Source organism: Candidatus Zixiibacteriota bacterium (assembly GCA_022865345.1).
Classification (GTDB): domain Bacteria; phylum Zixibacteria; class MSB-5A5; order MSB-5A5; family RBG-16-43-9; genus RBG-16-43-9.
Window position 1 is genome coordinate 1 of sequence record JALHSU010000150.1, and the last position, 19,326, is coordinate 19,326.

The window sequence follows — 19,326 nt, forward strand, 5'->3', positions numbered from 1 at the left end:
AAAAACAAATGGAGGTCTGAAGACCTCCGCTACATTTCTTAAACCTCTTCTTTCTCTAGAAAGAGGTTCCTCATCAGCTCGTCGATCTTCTCGATGCGGAAGGGCTTGGCTAAATATCCGTCCGCGCCCTCATTTAAGGCTTTGTCCTCCGGGTAGGCGTTGGAGTATCCGGTGATCATTATCACCGGAGTTTTAAGGTTCTTCTCCTTAAGCCTCTTCATCAGGGTTATCCCATCCATATGCGGCATCTTGATATCGGTGATGATCAGATCAAAAGGCTGCTCCTGCAAAATCTGCCAGGCTTTTTCACCATCCTCAGCCGCAAAAGGAAGATAATCCAGAGAGGAAAGGGTGTCGATGAGCATATTCCTCAGGATCTCGTCATCATCGATTACCAGAATCCTTTTAAGTACAGATTTCTTTTCAATCTCCGGTCTTTTGTGTCCCATAAGATTCTGGATTGCCTCCTCGATCTTTCCAATGCGGAAGGGCTTGGCCAGAAAACCGTCTGCCCCTTTCTGCAGCGCCTGTTCCATAGTGAAATTGAAATTGTACCCGGTAATAAGCAGGACTGGCAGGGATGGATTTTTTGCTTTAATCGATTCCAGAAGAGAAAAGCCGTTCATCCTGGGCAATTTGATATCGGCTATTACCAGATCCATCTTCTGCTGGTCTAAAAGGGTCAAAGCCTCTTCTCCGTCCTTGGCTCCGAAGGTGTTGTAACCCAGTGCGGATAAAGTATCGATCATCAGCTGACGTACCTTCTCCTCGTCATCCACGATCAAAACCTTCGTCCCTTGTTTCATACGGACCTCGAGTTTGTGGGTGTGAACTTAAGTCTCCATATCTTTTTATCGTATTTTTTTGAGATTACTTGAGGAGATATAGAAAAAAACTGATTGTAGTTACCAAATTAATTAGGCATTCTCTTGCTCGATAAATCAAGCAACTACAGGCAGTCTCAAATTTCAAGGATTTCCAAAAAATACAGAGGGAAAGTCGGGCAGGTTGCCCGACCTACGTGAAATCAATACTTTATGCCATCGTAGACAGTCCGCCACCGGCGGACCAGCCCTGCAAAAAAAGAGCTTTTCAAGAATCTATTCAGGAATGGATAAGGTTCAAAACCTCTGATTTCTTTTGTTCTAAAAGCTCACTGGTTTTTGCCTCCAGATTCAGGCGGAGCAGAGGCTCGGTATTGGAGGGTCTCACATTGAACCACCAGTCAGGATATTCGATGGTTATCCCGTCCAGGTGGTCTATTTTAGCGTCCTTATACTGAGATACGATTGCCTTCAGCTTCTTTGGAACATTTTCTACCCTGGAGTTTATCTCTCCAGTCCTGAAATAATGGTCGATAGAGCTTACCAGTTGAGAAAGCGGCTTGTCCTCTTCGGAGAGAAGCTCCAAACAGACTGATAGGGCGATCATACCAGAATCAGCAAAATAGTTTTGGCGGAAATAGAAATGACCCGAATGCTCCCCTCCGAAGATGGCATTATATTTTTTCATCAGGGGCTTAATCAGCGCATGTCCCACCGGCGTGCGGATGGGTATCCCTCCGTTTTGCTGAATGACCTCACGAACAGTCCTGGAACAGGGAACATTGTATAATATGGTTGCGCCTTTTTCCTTTTGAAGAAGCCTCTTAGCCACCAGGGCAGCAACTATATCTCCACCCAGGGTTACTCCCTTCTCGTCTACCAAAAACATCCGGTCCGCATCACCATCAAAAGCCACGCCGAAATCAGCTTTCTCCTCTAAAATCCTTTTCCTCAGGGGGACCATATTCTCCGGAATCATAGGATTGGGCACGTGGTTAGGGAAAGAGCCGTCCAGTTCAAAGAACATCGGAATCAGCTTGCAGGGAAGATGGGAGAAAAAATCAGGCAGAACCTTTCCGGCGATTCCGTTCCCGGCATCGGCTACTATCTTAAAAGGCTTGATTTTCTGCGGTTCGATAAAAGATAAAAGGTGCTGTATGTAATCGGGCTGGATATCCTGATTTCTGACCTCACCTTTTTTCTCCGGGTTTGAAAAATCTCTTTTAAGTATGATTTCCTTGATCTGCTCAATCCCCTCTTTGCCACTTAAAGGGACAGCCTCCTCCCTGCACATCTTTATCCCGTTATATTCCGGCGGATTGTGCGAGGCGGTAATCATTGCTCCGGAATCGTATCCGAATTTGCCGACCGTAAAGTACAGAGCATCAGAAGTGCACAAGTCTATGTCTATTACATCTGCGCCTGCCTCGGTTATCCCACGGACAAGGCTTTTGAACAGGGTATCTGAGGAGAGCCGCATATCCCGACCTATGACCACTATTCTGGGATTGAGATATCGGACGAAAGCCTTGCCGATCAGGTAAGCGATATCGTCGTTAATCTCCTGAGGATAGATTCCTCTTATGTCATAAGCCTTGAAGATTGAGGGGTTTATGTTCAAGTTTTCTTTTTCCATTATCTGCTCCAGTTTCAGACAACTATAAGGAAAAAAGTCACCCTTGTCAAATCTTTCTTTTGGCTTTGGAATGGACTCCAGAAATCTGTAGCGTTGCCAATCCTTTGGCAACGCGTGGAATCATTCATCTGGTTCAAAGCCTAAAAAAAAGTCTTTTATTCAAGATTTTTTGCTTGACAAACCTTCGTTCTGCCGATAAAATATGTGAAAGTATTCACAACGTTATGCGAAAAATCTCAGAATCCACGATCCATAGGCTATCCCTTTATTATCGCACCCTGATAAGCCTGCAGAGGGAAAGGTATATCACGGTTTCCTCCAAAGAGCTGGCCAGAAGGGATAAGCTCACCCCAGCCCAGGTGAGGAAAGACCTCTCCTTTTTTGGGAGCTTTGGGACAAGGGGATTGGGGTATCCGGTGAACGAGCTTAAGGATAAGATCGCCTCTATCCTTGGATTGAACCGGACCTGGAATGTGGCTCTGGTGGGGGTGGGAAACGTGGGCTCAGCTTTAGTCTCCTACAAGGAATTTCCCAGGCAGGGGTTTGTCATAAAGAAGATATTCGACAACGACCAGAGGAAGATCGGAAAAAATCACAAGGGGATCCTGGTCTCAGATGTAAGGAATCTGGCTAAAGAACTGAAGGAAGACAAAATCGAGATTGTGGTCCTGGCTGTTCCAGCTCCTGCTGCCCAGAGCGTGTTGGATGAGGTAGTATTAGCCGGAGTTCATACTATTCTTAACTTCGCTCCCACCAACCTCAAGGTCCCGGATAATGTGGTCCTGCGCACGGTCAATATGGCAATGGAGTTAGAGCATCTCTCTTTTGCCCTTTCCAACCGGGGGAAGATAAAAGAGCTATAACTTCTTTATCCCCGGTATCAAAAACCCGGTTAATCCACCCAGGGCAACTAAAACCCCGCTTAAAAAAACAATCATCTGGACGTGTAAAAGCCCTCCCAGGACTCCTACCAAAGCTAAAGAGAGCGGTCTTAAGCCTCCGCTAATTGTTCCCAGGGTGCCGAAGACCCTGCCTTGTTTCTCGTGTGGTATTTTGGACTGAAACACGACCGGGACTAAGATGTTGGCAAAAGAGAACCCAAACCCGCACCCGCCCAGAAGAAAGATCGAGGTCCAGAAGGATTCCGAGACTCCGAACAGGGCTAAAAAGGACCCGGCTACAACTATTCCTATCATTATAAAGGTTCCTTTTCTTCTAACTCCGCCAATCATCCCGAGGAAAAGGCTGCCCAGAACCATTCCTACAGAGATGCTTGAGCCAAGCACCCCGAACCCCTCTGCTCCCATCTTAAATATCTTCTTAACCATCAACGGTATTAAAACCCCTACTGGAGCCACGAAGAAATTAAGAATGGAGAATAAGACCACGAGTCCCAGTATCCCTGATTCTTTACGGATAAAATTCAGACCATCCAGGAGTTCCTGCAGGAATCTTTTTCTCGCCTCTGAAGGAAAAACCTGCTCAACTTTGACTCTCACCAGAAATATGGCGATACCCGAGACGAAAAAGCTTAAAGCATCCAAAAACATCACTGTTCCAGCTCCAAAAAGAGCGACCAGTGCTCCTCCTAAAGCAGGCCCGATGATTCCGCTTAAGTTGCTGCTCATCTGAGATATGGAGTTAGCCTGGACTAACTGCTCCTTATTCACTATCACCGGTAGGAATGAGGCTAAGGCGGGGTTAAAGAAGGTTGACATAGATGAAAGGAAGGCTGCGATTACAAATATGTGCCAGACCTGAAGTTGATTCAAGAAGTAAAGCACTCCAGGTACAGTGATCAGCACCCCACGTCCCAGGTCCATCAGGATCAAAAGCCTCCTTTTATCCACCCGGTCAACGTATGTTCCAGCAAAAGGTCCCAGGATGATGGCAGGCAGGGAAGAGCAGATAGCCACAGTAGCCATAGCGGCAGTGGAGCCGGTTTTTTCCAGGACCCACCACATCAGGGCGATCATATACAAGAAATCGCCGACCACTGAGATAGTCTGGCCTATCCAGATTGAAAAGAAATTCAGATTCCGAAAAATCGAACCATAGCCCCGGTTTTTTTCCTGCAAACTTCCCATTTATCTATTATCAATTCTCAGTTTAAAAATATTTTCTCCCGTTTTCAAATCGAAGAATAATGCCTTATTCAGGTCAAAAGACAATTCTGTGAAAATACCAGGTTGAAGGTTTTCATAGAATCTTTCCCTGGTTACTAATTTCTGATCTCCGGCTTTAAAATAAAGGAAAGCCTCTGCACCGACAGGCTCGATCTGCTCCAACTCGAATTTTAGATTCTGGCTTTCTCTACAAATCCTTACATCCTCAGGCCTTATTCCCAGGCAGATTTCCCTGCCAGCGTACTCCTTCAAATCCTTTTCAAATTTCCCCGGAAGAGAGAGTCTTTGCCTGTCCCCAAAGGTAAATTCCAGAGAAGAAATCAGAATACCTTTAAGCAGATTCATTGAAGGCGTTCCTATAAAGGAAGCCACAAAGATATTAGAAGGTGAACTGTACAGCTCAAAAGGTGTTCCGATCTGCTGAATAGTGCCTTCCTTCAAAACCAGGCACCTGTCACCCAGGGTCATAGCCTCTAACTGGTCATGAGTCACATAAACCACAGAACTCTTTAATCTCTCATGCAGTTTCAAAAGCTCACCTCTCATCTGGACCCTGAGAAGAGCATCTAAATTGGATAAAGGCTCATCAAAAAGAAAAAGCTTTGGTTTTCTGACTATTGCCCTGCCTAAAGCCACCCTTTGCCTTTCCCCTCCGGAAAGGGCTTTGGGTTTTCTCCGAAGCATCCCGCCTAATCCCAAAATGTCAGCAGTCTCATAGACCCTTAGTCTGATTTCCTCTTTTGGATATCCTCTTAGTTTCAAAGGGAAGGCAAGGTTCTCAAATACCGTAAAATGAGGGTAAAGGGCATAGTTCTGGAAAACCATAGCTACATCTCTTTGTTTGGCTGGCAGGTCATTGATCAAAAGCCCATCCAGACAAATCTCACCCGTGGAAACCTCCTCCAATCCAGCTATCATTCTCAAGATGGTACTTTTTCCGCAACCAGAGGGACCTACCAGCACGAAAAACTCGCCCTCCTCCACCTCGAAGCTGATCTCCTTCAAGACTTGATTTTTATCAAAGTGTTTACTTACTGCTTTTAATTTGAGTTTAGACATTGCCATATAGAGAATTTAGTTAATTATATATTCTGCCATTCAGATTGGCAAGGCTTTAAAACCAATTTTTTCAAAAAAGCTTGAGAGTGTTTTTATCAAATCTGATTTCAACTGACTTTCAAGTAGAAAAAGATTTTATGTTGAAAAGAAGATTATCTCACAGAGTTGAGGTGGTTGACTTCTAAATTTCACAAAATATGTTCTGAAGGCAAAAAGTTTTCTTTCTATATCTTGTATTTTAAGTAAGATATTTTACAATATATTGAGGCAGGATGGATATTTCTCAAAAAAATCTTTACTCCTCATCAGATTTTGCTTGACAAGAGATGACATAAGGTTAGATTAATGGTTGAGGAGAGGGATGTAAATAGCTGGGTAATTTGGTATTAGTATTACTCCTCACAAAAACTTGCTTTTTGAAAAGGGATATTCGAATCTAAGCCAATTTTTGCAGATTAGTTGATGTTTTAAAAGGCGCAGGATTTTTTTATCTACGAATGTTCATATTTTGAACATAAGGAGGAGGTGATTCTATGGAGCTGAAAGAATTAATCCTGGAGGTGGAGGAGTTAGAGGAGAAGATTGCTCCTTTATCATCTAACGGCGGACAGTAATTTGTCCTGGTTGCTTTTTGTAACGACAATTAGCACCTCCTAATCGAAAGACCACCCTGCTCCTGGGTGGTCTTTTCCTTTTCTACGCCGAACTCATCATCGCCTCTGCAAGCCTTTTTATATCGGTGAGGAGATCAAGCTTTTCTTTTTCGTTAAGGTAGCTTTGTTTTAACTCCGGGTCATCTATATTCTGGCTCAAGGTTTTTATGAGTTTGCCAGCCTTTTCATATTCCTTATAAGCGCTCTCCAGGTCATTATTCAAAAAGTAGAGCTTTCCCCTGAGATAATAAATCCTCCAGATAATTTCCAGTCGATTTAGCCCTGAAGCTTTCTCCAAAGCCGTTTCCGAGTATTTCAAAGCCTGATTTAAATTCCCCTGCCTGAATTCCTTCCTGAAAAGCATATAATAATATTCAGACTCAATTAAAGGCATGTTATTCTGCTCGATGATCTTCTTTGCGTTTTCCAGAGAGGTTTCTAGCATCTGGTTTTGTTCTGAGTCTAAATAAGCCCATGCAAAATCCAGGCTCAAGCTGAGCTTATCCTCTAACGAGTTCAGCTCCTCAGCCAGGGAGATCGAGTTTTCAAGCAGCTTTAGAGCTTCGGCGGTCTTTTTGTGCTTTCTCAAAAGTATTCCCTTTAAACGACCAACTGCTATCTGGGTCCTTTTGTCATTTATTTGCTGTGAGATCTCCTGAGCTTCTTCCAAAAACCGATTCGCATCTTCTGCCCGGTTCAACAAAAAGAACAACCTTCCCAGGGAAAGCAGAACTGAAACTTTCAATTCCTTGTCCTTTATTTCGTCGGAAAGATCCAATGCCTCTTTCAATTGAGCCAATGCTCTCTGATAGGAACCAGTTTCCAGGTCAATATTAGCCAGACTCTTTAATAAATAGCCCACTGGCTGCTGGAAGCCTATGTCCCGGGCTATCTTCAACCCTTGACTGGCATAATCTATAGCTTTCTGATAATCCCCCAATTTAAAGTAACTCTCGCTTAGATTCACCAGGTTTATAGATATTTCCTTCTGGTTTTCGATCTCCTGATTCAGCTCAAGAGATTCCAGGTAAGATTTTACAGCATTTTGCAGGTTTCCCATAAGATAATAGACAAAACCGATATTGTTTAAACTTCTGGCTATCTCCTCTTTGTTCCCCAGGTCCTTTTTTATCTGCAAGGATTCCGTGTGATATTCCAGTCCCTTTTTATACTGATGCTGCGAGACGTAGATCGAGCCCATATTATTCAGGGTGGAGGCTATATCGTGCTTGTTATCCAAAGATCGATGAATTTCCAGAGCTTCTCCAAACGCCTCCAAAGCCTTTTGATATTGAGAATCTATCCAGTAAATATTTCCTAAATTGTTCAGTGTGTGAGCGACCTCTTTATAATCTTTAAGTTTCTGAAAGGCCTCCTTTGCTTTAATCAAAAAGCTCAGTCCATTCTGGTGGTCATGTTTTAACCGGAAAAGTTCACCCAAGTCCTTATAGGTTTCAGCAATTAATTCAAGGTTCCCTGAAAGCCCTACCGTTTTCAGGATACCCTGGTAGTCTTTCAAAGCCAGGTTCAAATCGCCGATGTTTTTTAAGAACAGATCGCCCCTTTGCTTGAGGGCTTGAGCAGTTCTTTTCGATTTCTCCTTCTCGTCAGGAAGTTTTTCAGCGGCCGCCAAGGCTTTTTCCAGGTATTTTAGAGCCTGAGGAAAGTCCAGATCCTTCTGATTTTTGATTGCGCAGTTAAGGGAATAGTCATAAGCTTTAAAGTAATCATCGCTGAAGATGAAATGAGAAGCGATCTCCTCGGTCTCGATTTCTTCTCCGCTGGATTTTCGTCCCTCCAGAAAATATGCCAGTTTACGATGAAGAACTTCCTTCTCTCCTACGAAGTTCTTGTAGATTAAAGACTGGAGAGTCGGAGAAGAAAAGGCGTATACCAAGCTGGAAGTTTTCTTTTGAGCCTGGATAAGAATCCGGTCTTTCAGAAGGATGAAAAGAGACTCGAATATTTTGTCTTCTTCGTATCCTGTCAGGAATTTTATAGAGTTCAGGTCAAACTCCATACCGATAAGTGAAGCCAGATTGAGAAAATTCAAGACTTCCTCAGGGTATTTTTTTAGATTACCCAGGATGGTCTTCTCGATCGTGTCAGGGACATTGAGCCCTTTTAGAAGTTGTTCTTCAAATCTCAGGGAGCCTTTTTCAACATACAGGGCTTTCTTTTCAAACAGATACTTCAAAATTTCCAAAGCAAAAAGTGGAACCCCGGAGGAATTCCGGTAAATGAAATCAAGCAAAGTATCAGGGACGGTTTTCTGTCCTAACTTCTGAGACAGGTGCTTACCCAGGTTCTGCTTAGTAAGAGAGGGTAATCTCAGAAGGTGGAACTGATTTGAACCAGTCAGGCAGTTGATCAAAGATTTAAGCTTACCCTTTGGGTCTAAATTGGCTTCTTGTAGGGTTCCGCATAAGAAGAGCTTAGACTTCTCCAGGATTTTAGTCAGTTCCTCCAACAAAACCAGACTTCCTTCTCCCATATGGTGAAGGTCCTCAAAAGCTAAAACAAAAGGATAAAGATTAGAAGCCTCAAGTATGAAAGAAGAGAGTTTTTCCAGTTCTGAACTGGCCTGACTTTCTTTTTCATAACCTTCGTTTAAGAAAGATTTAAAAATCTCTTCGTATCTATCGCCAAATGAGGGATGAAGCTTTTGGAAAAAAGGCCAGATTCGGCTGAAAAGCTCTCTTACGGGCTGGAGAGGGTGGGTCTCATCCTTGAGGCAATCTATCTGAACAAAAAGAATCCCTTCAAGCTGGGCTTCCCTTTTTAGGTATTTAAGAAGAGTGGATTTACCTATTCCCATCTCTCCCTCGATCAGAAATAACCTTCCTCCGCGGGTAAGTGATTCATCCAGCTCTTTTTTCAGTGCCTGGTATTCTTTCTCCCGGTCGAGGATCTTACCACCGTAGATTCTGTTTAAATAGGAAGTCTTCTCAGATCCCCAGGCTGGGAAAGGAGTAATATCCGAAAGAGCCTCTTTTAGCTCTGATATATTCTGAAAGCGATCTTCAGGTTTTTTTTCAAGCAGTTTCAGAACCAGTGAGTCCAGACCCTGCGGCAATTCAGGTCTAAAGGCAGACGGTGGAGGGGCAGTTTTCTCCAGGTGGTCAGACCTCAAAATCAAAGGGTCTTCAGAGGAAAAAGGGACCCTTGAGGTCAGAAGCTCAAATAAGATTATCCCCAGGGAATAAAGGTCTGTTCGTGAGTCAATTTCTCGACCGAGGAAGACCTCTGGAGCCATATATTCGAGTGTCCCTGAGGTACTGGACGAAACCTGAGAAAAGGTTCTGCGCGCCAATCCGAAGTCCAGAAGTTTTACGGAGAAAATATTGCGAGTCAACTTGAAATTGGATGGTTTTAGGTCGGCATGAACAAGATCCTGAGAGTGAAGGTAATCCAGTATGTCACAGATCTGCCAGACTACCTGATAAAACCTGTTTAAATCCTGCCGGGCAATTTCAGAAGTGAGCTCTTCTCCCTGAACCATCTCCATAGTGTAGAAGGCGCTTTTGTCGATAGTATACCCGAAATCATAAACCTCCACTATCCCGGGGTGAGAGAGCTCTGAGGTCAGTCTGAACTCCTGCTTGAATCTCTCCAGGCTGTCTTCTTTCTGCTCTTCTTGGGCAGAATGGAGCTTCAGGGCAACAGTTTTTCCCTCCCATAGATCAGAGACTTCAAAGACTTTTCCCAGGCCGCCCTGGCCAATTTCCTTTATGATTTGATAGCGTGGAGTAATAAACTCTTTTTCGGTTGACATAATTTCAGAATATTTTTTAAAGATAGGAGAGGGAGAATTTCAAATTTCTAAAAAAAGGGTCTTAACGTCATTAACAATTTAAGAAGAGCTTAAAGGAAAGCTGATCAAGAAAGAGGTTCCTTCCCCTAACTGGCTTTCCACCTTTATTTCCCCTTTATGGTTCTTTATGATCTTCTGACAGGTCACCAGCCCCAAGCCGTGACCTTCTTTTTTGGTGGTGAAATGCGGCTCAAAGATCTTACTTAAGTTCTCCGCCGGGATCCCCGTGCCGTTGTCCTCTATTTTCACCCAGATTTTTTTCTCTTCAGGCTTGTATTCACTGGAGATCCAAATCTCCCCTTTTCCTTCTGGTTTTTCTTTTATGGATTCAGCCGCATTGTTCAGCAGGTTCAAGAAGACCTGCTGAATCTGGCCTGCATCTAATTCCAGCATAGGTAACTCCGGGTCAAAGTTGGGGTTGAACTTTATCTGGGAGAACTTGGTCTGCGGTTTTAAGGAGAAGAGCAGGTCCTCGATCAGGTTTTTCAGGTCATATTTCTCCACCTTAGTTTCCAGCCTGGAAAAATCCATCAGCCCGTCGGTGAAGCGCTTCATAGTGTTGACACTTTCCAGGATAGCCTTGGCATTGGAGGAGACTTTTTCGATCTCTCCTTTTTTCAAGTGTAAAGGTAAAAGCTCAGCATTGTTCAGGATTATGGTAAGGTAGTTATTTAACTCATGCCCTATGGAAGCTGACATCTCCCCGGCAGCCACCAGTTTCTCGGACTGGATAAGCCTTTTCTCTAAAAGCACCTTATCGGTGATGTCCTCCACTACCAGGATCAAGCCCATTATCCGATTTTCAACATTCTCCAAAGGACTGACCTTCAGGGATAAGACCAGTTCCTCCTCTTTGAACTTGTGGAAGGATTTTGCCTCCTCATAGGGTTGGCCAGTATAGAGTACCTGATAACAGATCTTCTTCCATTTGTTCTTCTCCTCTTCAGGCACTAAATCTAAAATGGAGACCTGGCTAAAGGAAAGGTCTGAGAGGTCCTCTTTCCAGCCGGTCCTCTTGAAGATCTCCTTAGAAGCTTGGTTGGCGATAGTAATCCAGAGATTATTATCAACCACGATCAAGCCAATCGGGGTACGGCTGACCACGTTTTCGTTATATATTTTCAGGGCTAAGAGGTTCTCGTATAATTTGGCATTCTCAATGGCAATGGCAGCCTGCCCGGCAAAAAGCTCAAAAACATAAAGGTCGCTCTGTAAAAATACATTGTTTTTAGAGGAGTTGTCCAGATACAAAATCCCGATGATCTTCTCCTTACTTTTCAGGGGAACGCACATTATCGATTTTAACTTAAGCTCCAGGATGCTTTTTTGCTTGGAGAACCTCTCGTCCTTTAAGGCGTCGCTGGTGTAAATCGATTCTCCAGTGGTAGCCACTTTATTGGCAATCGACATACTGATTCTGAAATCCTCTTTATTCAAGGATTCGTTGGTTATATTATGCGCGGTCTTGAACTGCAACTCTCCCTTATCATCCAAGAGCATCAGGAAACCTCTTTCTGCTCTTAGCAAAGAGACAGCTTTTTTCATCACTGTCTGCAGGATATCATCCAGGACCAAAGTAGAGTTGATCGCCTGGCTGACCTCTAAGAGGGCTTCTAAATCGTCATTTTTAAATTTTCCAGTAGTGTTATTTTGTAAACGGGGGTGTGCGGTCTGGACTTTCTGAAAGAGGCTTTCCATTTCCTCCAAGGCAGTTTTGTCCTTTTTGTTAACCCCAGAGTTGTTCATTCCCATCCTCCACAGGAGAAGAGTTTAAAAGATAAAGATTCATTTCTTTTTATCGGCAGATTGGGCATTTTTATAATGGTAAAATCAGAGGAAAAAGGTTTTTAGAAGTGGGAAAGATACCTTTCAAAGCTTTTTTTTCGTAGGGGAGGGGCTCGTCCCCTCCCGCCATTCGGAAGCTCACACGGAGCTCCCCTACAAGTCTGAGTGTCGAATTGTAGTTGCCCAATTTATTGGGCATGTTTTTAGCTCGATAAATCGAGCAACTACATCTCCGTGCTATGGCGGAGTTAAACTCCGCCCCTACGCGCACCTGAGGCAACGTAAAAGTGGAACAGACATCTTGTCTGTTCTTTGAAGTCAGACAGGGATGTCAGCCCAGCATTGGGGAGGGTCGTCCTCACGGGGGTGAGGGCGCTACGGTTGCTTACCCACGTTGAGGGCAATGTGGGCCTACCGGGCAGAGAAGTAATCTTTCAATGCCTGGCGATGGGACTGGAAGGCGATATTCTGGGGGATGCTTTTCGCAGGGAAAAACTTTACTTCTGAGGCGTCATCTCCTGGCGCAGGTTCTCCACTTGCGATTTCTCCCTGATAGACTATAAGGATTGCCCGGGTGCGCGGGTCGTCAGAACCTGAATAGACTCTGAAAAGGCTGGTCAACTTTATTTCTAAATTGGTCTCCTCTTTTACCTCCCTTACTGCACAATGTTCTGGAGATTCACCATATTCGATAAATCCTGCTGGCAGGCACCAATCTCCTTTATAAGGGTTATATTTTCTTCTGACCAAAACGATTTGACCTTCTTTTTCGATGATAACCCCTGCGGCAGGGGCAGGATTGCGGTATAACACAAAACCGCATACCGGACAGACTTTTCTCAGGTTATGGTCAATCTTTTTCTTGATTAGCTCTGCGCTACAGCGCGGGCAATATCGAAAATCCTCTTCTTTTCTCAGATACTTGAAATAAAGATCGTTTTCCTGTTCTTCTTCTTTTTTAGAAAATTTCCCCTTTCTTTTATAAACCTTGCCGCTTTCCTTTATCCGGGTGACAGGAGAGATAGACCAGGTTTTACGGGGCTTGGGTTTTTTGATTTTTATCTTATCCATAATTCATCCATAGGTCTCAAAGTGTGGGGCTTGGAGCCCAGCCTACGAGACCTCATTCAATCCTATAAATTTCAGTACCAGTTCTTTCAGATATCTCTTTTAAAGCTTTGAAAGCAATCTTTCTAACCTGACCATATATAGTGTATGCAGTATCATTTAATAATAGCTTTAGACTCTCCACCGCTTTTTTATCCCCAATCTGCCCCAGGGCATCTGCCGCACTCCCTCTAACATCACTCTCTTTAGCCTTCAATAGCTCAAGCAAAGGCATTACCGCCTGGTCTGACTTTATCTGCCCCAGGGCAACTGCCGCACTCCATCTAACATCACTCTCTTTAGCCTTCAATAGCTCAAGCAAAGGCATTACCGCCTGCTCTGATTTTATCTGCCCCAGGGCAACTGCCGCACTCCATCTAACATCACTCTCTTTAGCCTTCAATAGCTCAAGCAAAGGCGAAACTGCCTGGTCTGACTTTATCTGTCCCAGGGCATCTGCCGCACTCCCTCTAACATAACTCTCTTTAGCCTTCAATAGCTCAAGCAAAGGCGAAACTGCCTGGTCTGACTTTATCTGCCCCAGGGCAACTGCCGCACTCCATCTAACATCACTCTCTTTATCCTTCAATAGCTCAAGCAAAGGCGAAACTGCCTGCTCTGACTTTATCTGCCCCAAGGCATCTGCCGCACTCCATCTAACATAACTCTCTTTAGCCTTGGTTTTCTCAATGAATTTTTGAATTATCTTCTGGTCTTTAACCTCCTGTAATACTTCTAAAGCAGTTTCCTTAGAGAGATTAAATTCGTTTATATTCCAGTAAATATTATATAGTTCATTTGTGATCCGGGTTCTCATCTCAGTTGAGGCTGACGAACTTTCAGCTAAACATCTTCCAGCTAAAAAGAGATTAGTATGAAATATATCCTCTTTTTCATTCAAGATTTTCTGTAAAAGATTGGTAGTATCTTTCATACCGCAATATAGTAAGGTTACCTCTATCCAGTATTTATCTCTCTTTTTTGTAACCAGAAAATTCTCCAAATCATTATCCAGGATATATCTGGCAGTCAAGAACTCCTGAAAAGTTGGATGGGTAAAACCAAAATATCGCAGTTTAGTTTCAACCACAATTCCGCATCTGTCTTTGATGTCATCTAATAAATCACCTGCTTTGTCTTTGGGAACTGCTACTTTGGGCAGTTCATTCTCAAGTAATTCAATAAATTTCTCTCTTTTTTCCTCTCTCAGTCCATTCTGGTGTAAATAGAATGCCAGAGGCTGCAAAACAGTTCTTTTCTGGCGGGGCTGAAGCTCCGCAGCTATACCTTTAGCTATATCCCAGTATCCAAGTAGAACATCACAGCACTCATCATAAAGCTCAACCCTTCTTTCCGGGAGGTGTCCTCTGTAACGATGGACTAAGATGATTATTGTGAGTAAAAGAGGATTGGCCGTCAGAAATTCTATTTTTGGATTCTCTTTTATGGCTTTCAAAAGTTTATCCGCTTCCCTCTCCGCCTCTTTTAAAGTATATTCGCTTTCCTCTCCCCTTGCCTTAATCTCCACAATCTTGGTCCAGTATCTTATGAATTGTTCTATCTGTTCAGGTGTAAAATCGAGGATATGCAATTCAAAAAAGTCGTTATATAGATGAGCAGTTTCATAACCATATGGCCGGGAAGTAGCAATAAATATATTTTGAGGATAAACAGTGGTAAGTTCATCCACCCATTTAGCTACCTTAATTCTTTGTTCCGCTGAGGCTACCTCATCCAAACCATCCAGCAGAAGGACACACTTACCCTCATCTAATCTTTTCTTAAAAAAGTCTTCAGGGGGGGTATCAGGGCATTCTATATAGGTATTATAATTTTCTGTAAATTTTCTTACATCCAGAAATCCAGCTTTTGAAGTATCACGTAAATTTATAAAAATTGGCAGGAGTTCATCTTCAAACCCTACCAATTCTTTAACATTCCTTCTGGCAAACTTTAGTGCGAGATAACTAAGTAGAGTGGTTTTTCCGCTACCAGGAGCACCGATTATTATAAACCTTTTCTGAGGTATATTAAAAAGGTCTTTCAACTCATAAGTTTTTTCTGTTTCATATTCTTCGCCTCTTCTTATAAATTCTTTTCTTTTAAATATCTCCTGCCCTAGAAACTCTGCTGCAATTCCTTCAATTTTAGATTCTATTGCAGAAACTGCCATTCTTTCTGCAGGCTTTTTAGTTTTTAAAGAGATAAAAACCTGTTCCAGTTCAATAGCTACAGGTGCATTTGTCTTTATACCCCTAACATTCAAAAACTTAAATCTATTAACCAGCCAATCTCTATACTTCTGCTCGAAATTTTTCTCAGCGAACATCTTAATAATAATTTGCCAGATCCAATTAAATAATTTTCTGAATGGTTTCAATATTATCTCAACAATTATCGCAAATATGAGCGCAAATAAGGCGGCTAGTATTATTTCTATCTTATGAATCTTTAAGAAATTACTCAAGTCCATATTTTTTTGATATGCTAAATTTCTATAGCACCTTTAGTATCACAAGGGTGAAATCATCATACAAAGAGATGCCGTGCGCGAAGTTTTCGACTTCCCCGACGATAAGCTCCTTCAGCTCTTCGCTGGAAAGTTTCCTGTTTTCCAAAAGCAGCTCCAGGAGCCGGTCTTCTCCGAACATCTCCTGTTTCTCATTGAAATTCTCAGTTAGCCCATCCGAATAAAAGAAGACCAAGTCCTCAGGCTCAAATTGGACCTGCTCCATCTGGTAGGTTGCCTCAGGAAAGGGTCCTAAAATGAGCCCTCCTGTTTTGAGAAATTCCACTTTCTGGTTTTTGCGAATGACTATGGGATAGTTGTGCCCGGCATTGCAGTAGGAAAGTTTTCGGGTATGAGGATTGAACTCGCCGTAAAACATGGTGGCGAACCTGCCGTCGGAGACCGAAGAGGAGATGAGCTGATTTATGTTGGACATAGTTTCAGAAGGCTCGAATTTGTTTTTCATCATCGCCCTTAAAGAGGCGTGTAAGAGAGAGACCATCAAGGCGGCAGGAACACCTTTGCCAGAAGCATCAGCTATGGCAACCCCCAGGGAGCCATCAGACCTCTCTAAAAAGTCATAATAATCCCCTCCGACCTGATGGGCAGGCTGGGTATAAGCGGAAAGCTCAAAGGCTTTTCCCCTGGGAAAAGATTTAGGCAGAAGCCCGAGCTGGATTTGCTTTGCTACCAGAAGCTCCTCCTCTATCTTTTGTTTTTCTAAAGACTCCTGATAGAGACGGGCGTTTCTATAGGCGATCACGTACTGGTTAGCCAGGACCTTTAAAAGGGTTAAATCCTCATAGGTATATTTCAAACCGGTGATTTTTTTGGTTAAACCGAAAAAGCCGATAAACTCCTCAGAGCTATAAATCGGCACCATGAGAAAAACATCTGACTCAATCAGAGTTTTAAAAAGAGGAGTTTCAGCTCCAGGCTCCAGCTCATCTAAAAAAAAAGGCCGGTCCCTGGATTTGAGCTGTTCTATCAGACGGTCATCTTCGGGAAAGAAAAAGTCTTTATGCTCGGATAAAAGTGAAAATCTTTTATTTTTCGTCTCGCACAGGCAGAGGTAAACCTCCTCCACTAACATCTCCTTTTTCAAGGAGTCAAAGATCGTGCGGTTAAGCTCATCCAGATTCAAAATGGAGATTATCTTACGGCTGAACATCTCCATCATTATGCGGTAATCAGCCTTGTCTTTCATCAACAGCTTCTTTACCAACTCATCCATCCATCCCATAATCGGCTGGAAAAGGAATATAGCCAGTATCAGGTAACCTATCTCTAAGATGGGGACCCTGCGGCCTAAAAGGCTCTGCATCAGATTACTCAACTGAGCAATCAAAAGAAAATAGATTCCTAAAAGAAGGGCCGAGGTCAGGGAATAGACCAGACTCTGCCTTACCAGGGTCCTGATATCCAGAAAGCGGTAGCGGATGATTGCCCAAGCAATAGAACCTGCCCCGATCAGAAGAGCCGCAATGGTCAGTGCATATCCCAGTGTGTCAGGGATCCTCAAATTAGTCAGGGCAGGCAAGATAAAGGCGACCGCATAAAGTCCAGCAGCAGATCTAATGCCCCAGGTAACCAGTTGAGCCTGAGTTTTCAAGCGGCTCTGGGTCAGTTTTCTGGTTCCCCGGTAAAGGAAGAGAACCGCCAGGAAAAGATAGGTTAAGTTTATGATCGAAAAAAACTGTAGATGAAACCTGTAGATTACCTCCACCGAAAGAGAAAGGAATTTGAGAACGAAAGTTACCGGTTGGAGAATAAAACCTCCCAGTCCGGATACATTTTCCAGGGAGGAGAAATTGATGAGATTGCGTGGCTGGTACAGGAACAAGACCAGAAGGAGACGAAAGATGTGAGGCGTGAAAATCAGTATCTTGACCCGGGGATGTTTTTTCAAAAAAGGATTTTCCGCTGGAAAAATCAAGGAGAAAAGCAGAAGCTGGGGGAAGAAAAGCTCCCACAAGAAAAAGATATTGGTGTAGAAAACCGAAGTCGTAGATGCCAGCCCGCCAGCTTTAAGAATGGTTCCAAAGGCGGCAAAAACTGGGCCTGAGCCGGCAAAGAAAAGCATCAGGCTGGTTATCCGGTTCAGCCTTCCCCGGTAATCCTCGGACAAGATAGTAATACCCAGGAAAAAGAGGACTATGCCGCAGACCAGATAGACTGAAGCTACTAAAGTAAGGAGAATCACTTTATATCTTATTCCTTATTCTTCAAATACTTGGTGAGACGGACAATGGTTCCGCCTTCTGGCTTGAAGATGAAATCGACTTTGTCCATCAGAGACCGGACTATGAAAATCCCCCTTCCAACTTCCTTGAGCAGGTTTTCTTCGGTAATAGGGCAGGGGAGAGAGTTAAGGTCAAACCCTTTCCCCTCGTCCTCGACCTCTATGCAGATACAGGACTTATCGCAAATGAGCCGGAGGGTGACTTTTTTCTCAGGGTCTTTTTTATTTCCGTGCACTATGGCGTTATTGACCGCCTCGGTCACTGAAATCGCCACGTCGGCCAGCTGGTTTTTGTCCAGTTTTAATTTTCTTAATTTACCCTCCATGAAACTATCCACTTTGGCTAAGTAAAGCTGGGAGCTGGGGATTATAATCTGGTTTTTTCTGCGGATCACCTTAGTCATTTTCTTAAATAAAAAAAGGTAGGTTGATCGACCTACCTTTAGATCTGCATTAAGTTCTTTCCAAAATAAAAGAGAGTTTAATTGAAGCTTCCCACTGCCTGATCAACTGATTCAAAGGTCTCAAACACGGTTATGAGCTTGGTGATGGTCAAAAGGCTCTGGATTTTTTCGGTCACGTTAGCCAGTTTAAGCTCTCCGCCATTATTCCGCATGGTGGTCAGTCCGGAGATCAATATGCCCAGCCCAGTGCTGTTCATCCAATCTACTTTAGCCAGGTCGATTACAACCTTCTTTTTTCCCTGATTTATGAGCTCGTGCAGCTTGTCGTGCAAAAGGGTTGCATCCGGGCCTCCCATGATTTTGCCTTTGGGTTCTAAAATCACTATCCCTTTATCTTCACGCGTAGTCAATTTCATCTTCTCCTCCTAATTTTTTTTTACGCAGAACAAGATTCAGAGTTTCAAGTCAGGTTCATTTAAAGAGTGCCTTGATCTTTCCCCAGGTGGTGAGATTAAGCACTCCCATGGTGGTTAAGTTTATATCGATTTGAGGTGTTAAGTCGTTTGACGAGATCTGGAAAGTCGTGGCTCCTGAATAACCCTCGACTTTTAAGGATACGAATTCCTGGTCTTCCCAGCCTTCTTTTGCCGCAGTGGAGGGGTCATCCGCCGGAATGGAGAGAGTGTAGGCTCCTCCTCTGACTTCTTTCTCATCATACTTGACACCCTGAATGTAAGCCATAACTTTACGGCCATCCGGCACCAATTTCCCCTTATAATAGACCTTACCCGAAGGCTGGCAGGGGAAATTCGCGGAATGAACAAAAGCACCAATGCCCAGTGCCAGGTAAAAAATAATTAACCAGCCTATCCAGCTTTTTCTCAAAATCCTTTTTACCCCTCTCATAAAGGTCCTCTAATCTCTGTTTATTATAGAAATTATCGAAGGTTTGTCAAGGGAAATTAATCAGATTTTTGTAAAAAAATGCTTTTTCACCAGATGTTTGACCAAAATGAATTTTGACCGCGAAAACCTTTCTTTTCTGACCTTTTACTAACTTGTTTGTTTTCATATACCAAACAGCAAATAATGTTCCCGATATTAACTCCTTGAAAATCAAATAATTAACTTCAGAGAATTTCTTAAAACTTGTATGGCATTTGAACA

At 43.3% G+C, this 19,326-nt stretch carries 14 protein-coding genes; 1 reads left to right on the top strand and 13 read right to left on the bottom strand.

All coding sequences use genetic code 11. The annotated features are described in order from the left end of the window. Positions 1–38: 38 nt before the first annotated feature. On the bottom strand, positions 39–806 hold the full coding sequence (locus tag MUP17_06925) for a response regulator (GenBank protein ID MCJ7458706.1): 768 nt from the start codon (positions 804–806) through the stop codon (positions 39–41). Between the two features lie 298 nt (positions 807–1,104). Continuing rightward, positions 1,105–2,460: a phosphomannomutase/phosphoglucomutase gene (locus MUP17_06930; protein MCJ7458707.1), complete on the bottom strand. Its 1,356-nt coding sequence runs from the start codon at positions 2,458–2,460 to the stop codon at positions 1,105–1,107. Between the two features lie 224 nt (positions 2,461–2,684). Here MUP17_06930 and MUP17_06935 point away from each other — a divergent pair, with 224 nt between their 5' ends. Then, complete coding sequence (locus tag MUP17_06935; protein MCJ7458708.1) at positions 2,685–3,323, top strand: redox-sensing transcriptional repressor Rex; 639 nt, start codon at positions 2,685–2,687, stop codon at positions 3,321–3,323. Here MUP17_06935 and MUP17_06940 read toward each other — a convergent pair. The 11 genes from MUP17_06940 to MUP17_06990 all read right to left on the bottom strand — a co-directional run bounded on the left by MUP17_06940 (position 3,318) and on the right by MUP17_06990 (position 19,065). Continuing rightward, a complete protein-coding gene (locus MUP17_06940; protein ID MCJ7458709.1) occupies positions 3,318–4,547 on the bottom strand; it encodes an MFS transporter in 1,230 nt (409 codons plus the stop codon). The genes MUP17_06935 and MUP17_06940 overlap by 6 nt on opposite strands. After that, positions 4,548–5,645 (bottom strand): sn-glycerol-3-phosphate ABC transporter ATP-binding protein UgpC, encoded by a 1,098-nt coding sequence (ugpC, locus tag MUP17_06945; GenBank protein ID MCJ7458710.1) that lies wholly within the window; start codon positions 5,643–5,645, stop codon positions 4,548–4,550. Between the two features lie 487 nt (positions 5,646–6,132). After that, positions 6,133–6,288, bottom strand: a complete 156-nt coding sequence (locus MUP17_06950) for a hypothetical protein (GenBank protein ID MCJ7458711.1) — start codon at positions 6,286–6,288, stop codon at positions 6,133–6,135. 53 nt (positions 6,289–6,341) lie between these two features. Then, positions 6,342–10,073: a tetratricopeptide repeat protein gene (locus tag MUP17_06955; protein ID MCJ7458712.1), complete on the bottom strand. Its 3,732-nt coding sequence runs from the start codon at positions 10,071–10,073 to the stop codon at positions 6,342–6,344. Positions 10,074–10,151: 78 nt separating this feature from the next. Continuing rightward, entirely contained in the window at positions 10,152–11,858 is a 1,707-nt protein-coding gene (locus MUP17_06960) for an ATP-binding protein (protein ID MCJ7458713.1), read from the bottom strand. Positions 11,859–12,308: 450 nt separating this feature from the next. Further along, a complete protein-coding gene (locus MUP17_06965; GenBank protein MCJ7458714.1) occupies positions 12,309–12,968 on the bottom strand; it encodes an NUDIX hydrolase in 660 nt (219 codons plus the stop codon). Positions 12,969–13,020: 52 nt separating this feature from the next. Beyond that, positions 13,021–15,384 carry a HEAT repeat domain-containing protein gene (locus MUP17_06970; GenBank protein MCJ7458715.1) on the bottom strand — a complete coding sequence of 788 codons (2,364 nt, stop codon included), beginning with the start codon at positions 15,382–15,384 and terminating at the stop codon, positions 13,021–13,023. 115 nt (positions 15,385–15,499) lie between these two features. Continuing rightward, positions 15,500–17,716 (bottom strand): SpoIIE family protein phosphatase, encoded by a 2,217-nt coding sequence (locus MUP17_06975; protein MCJ7458716.1) that lies wholly within the window; start codon positions 17,714–17,716, stop codon positions 15,500–15,502. An 8-nt stretch (positions 17,717–17,724) separates the two neighbouring features. Continuing rightward, positions 17,725–18,159, bottom strand: a complete 435-nt coding sequence (locus MUP17_06980; GenBank protein ID MCJ7458717.1) for an ATP-binding protein — start codon at positions 18,157–18,159, stop codon at positions 17,725–17,727. Between the two features lie 77 nt (positions 18,160–18,236). Continuing rightward, complete coding sequence (locus MUP17_06985; GenBank protein MCJ7458718.1) at positions 18,237–18,575, bottom strand: STAS domain-containing protein; 339 nt, start codon at positions 18,573–18,575, stop codon at positions 18,237–18,239. Positions 18,576–18,630: 55 nt separating this feature from the next. Next, positions 18,631–19,065, bottom strand: a complete 435-nt coding sequence (locus MUP17_06990; protein MCJ7458719.1) for a hypothetical protein — start codon at positions 19,063–19,065, stop codon at positions 18,631–18,633. Between the last annotated feature and the right edge of the window lie 261 nt (positions 19,066–19,326).

What these genes read in the sequence shown, in the direction of transcription:
- MUP17_06925 (MCJ7458706.1), bottom strand. Translation starts at nt 806, where the DNA reads ATGAAACAAGGGACGAAGGTTTTGATCGTGGATGACGAGGAGAAGGTA.
- MUP17_06930 (MCJ7458707.1), bottom strand. Translation starts at nt 2,460, where the DNA reads ATGGAAAAAGAAAACTTGAACATAAACCCCTCAATCTTCAAGGCTTAT.
- MUP17_06935 (MCJ7458708.1), top strand. Translation starts at nt 2,685, where the DNA reads ATGCGAAAAATCTCAGAATCCACGATCCATAGGCTATCCCTTTATTAT.
- MUP17_06940 (MCJ7458709.1), bottom strand. Translation starts at nt 4,547, where the DNA reads ATGGGAAGTTTGCAGGAAAAAAACCGGGGCTATGGTTCGATTTTTCGG.
- ugpC (MCJ7458710.1), bottom strand. Translation starts at nt 5,645, where the DNA reads ATGTCTAAACTCAAATTAAAAGCAGTAAGTAAACACTTTGATAAAAAT.
- MUP17_06955 (MCJ7458712.1), bottom strand. Translation starts at nt 10,073, where the DNA reads ATGTCAACCGAAAAAGAGTTTATTACTCCACGCTATCAAATCATAAAG.
- MUP17_06960 (MCJ7458713.1), bottom strand. Translation starts at nt 11,858, where the DNA reads ATGAACAACTCTGGGGTTAACAAAAAGGACAAAACTGCCTTGGAGGAA.
- MUP17_06965 (MCJ7458714.1), bottom strand. Translation starts at nt 12,968, where the DNA reads ATGGATAAGATAAAAATCAAAAAACCCAAGCCCCGTAAAACCTGGTCT.
- MUP17_06980 (MCJ7458717.1), bottom strand. Translation starts at nt 18,159, where the DNA reads ATGACTAAGGTGATCCGCAGAAAAAACCAGATTATAATCCCCAGCTCC.
- MUP17_06985 (MCJ7458718.1), bottom strand. Translation starts at nt 18,575, where the DNA reads ATGAAATTGACTACGCGTGAAGATAAAGGGATAGTGATTTTAGAACCC.
- MUP17_06990 (MCJ7458719.1), bottom strand. Translation starts at nt 19,065, where the DNA reads ATGAGAGGGGTAAAAAGGATTTTGAGAAAAAGCTGGATAGGCTGGTTA.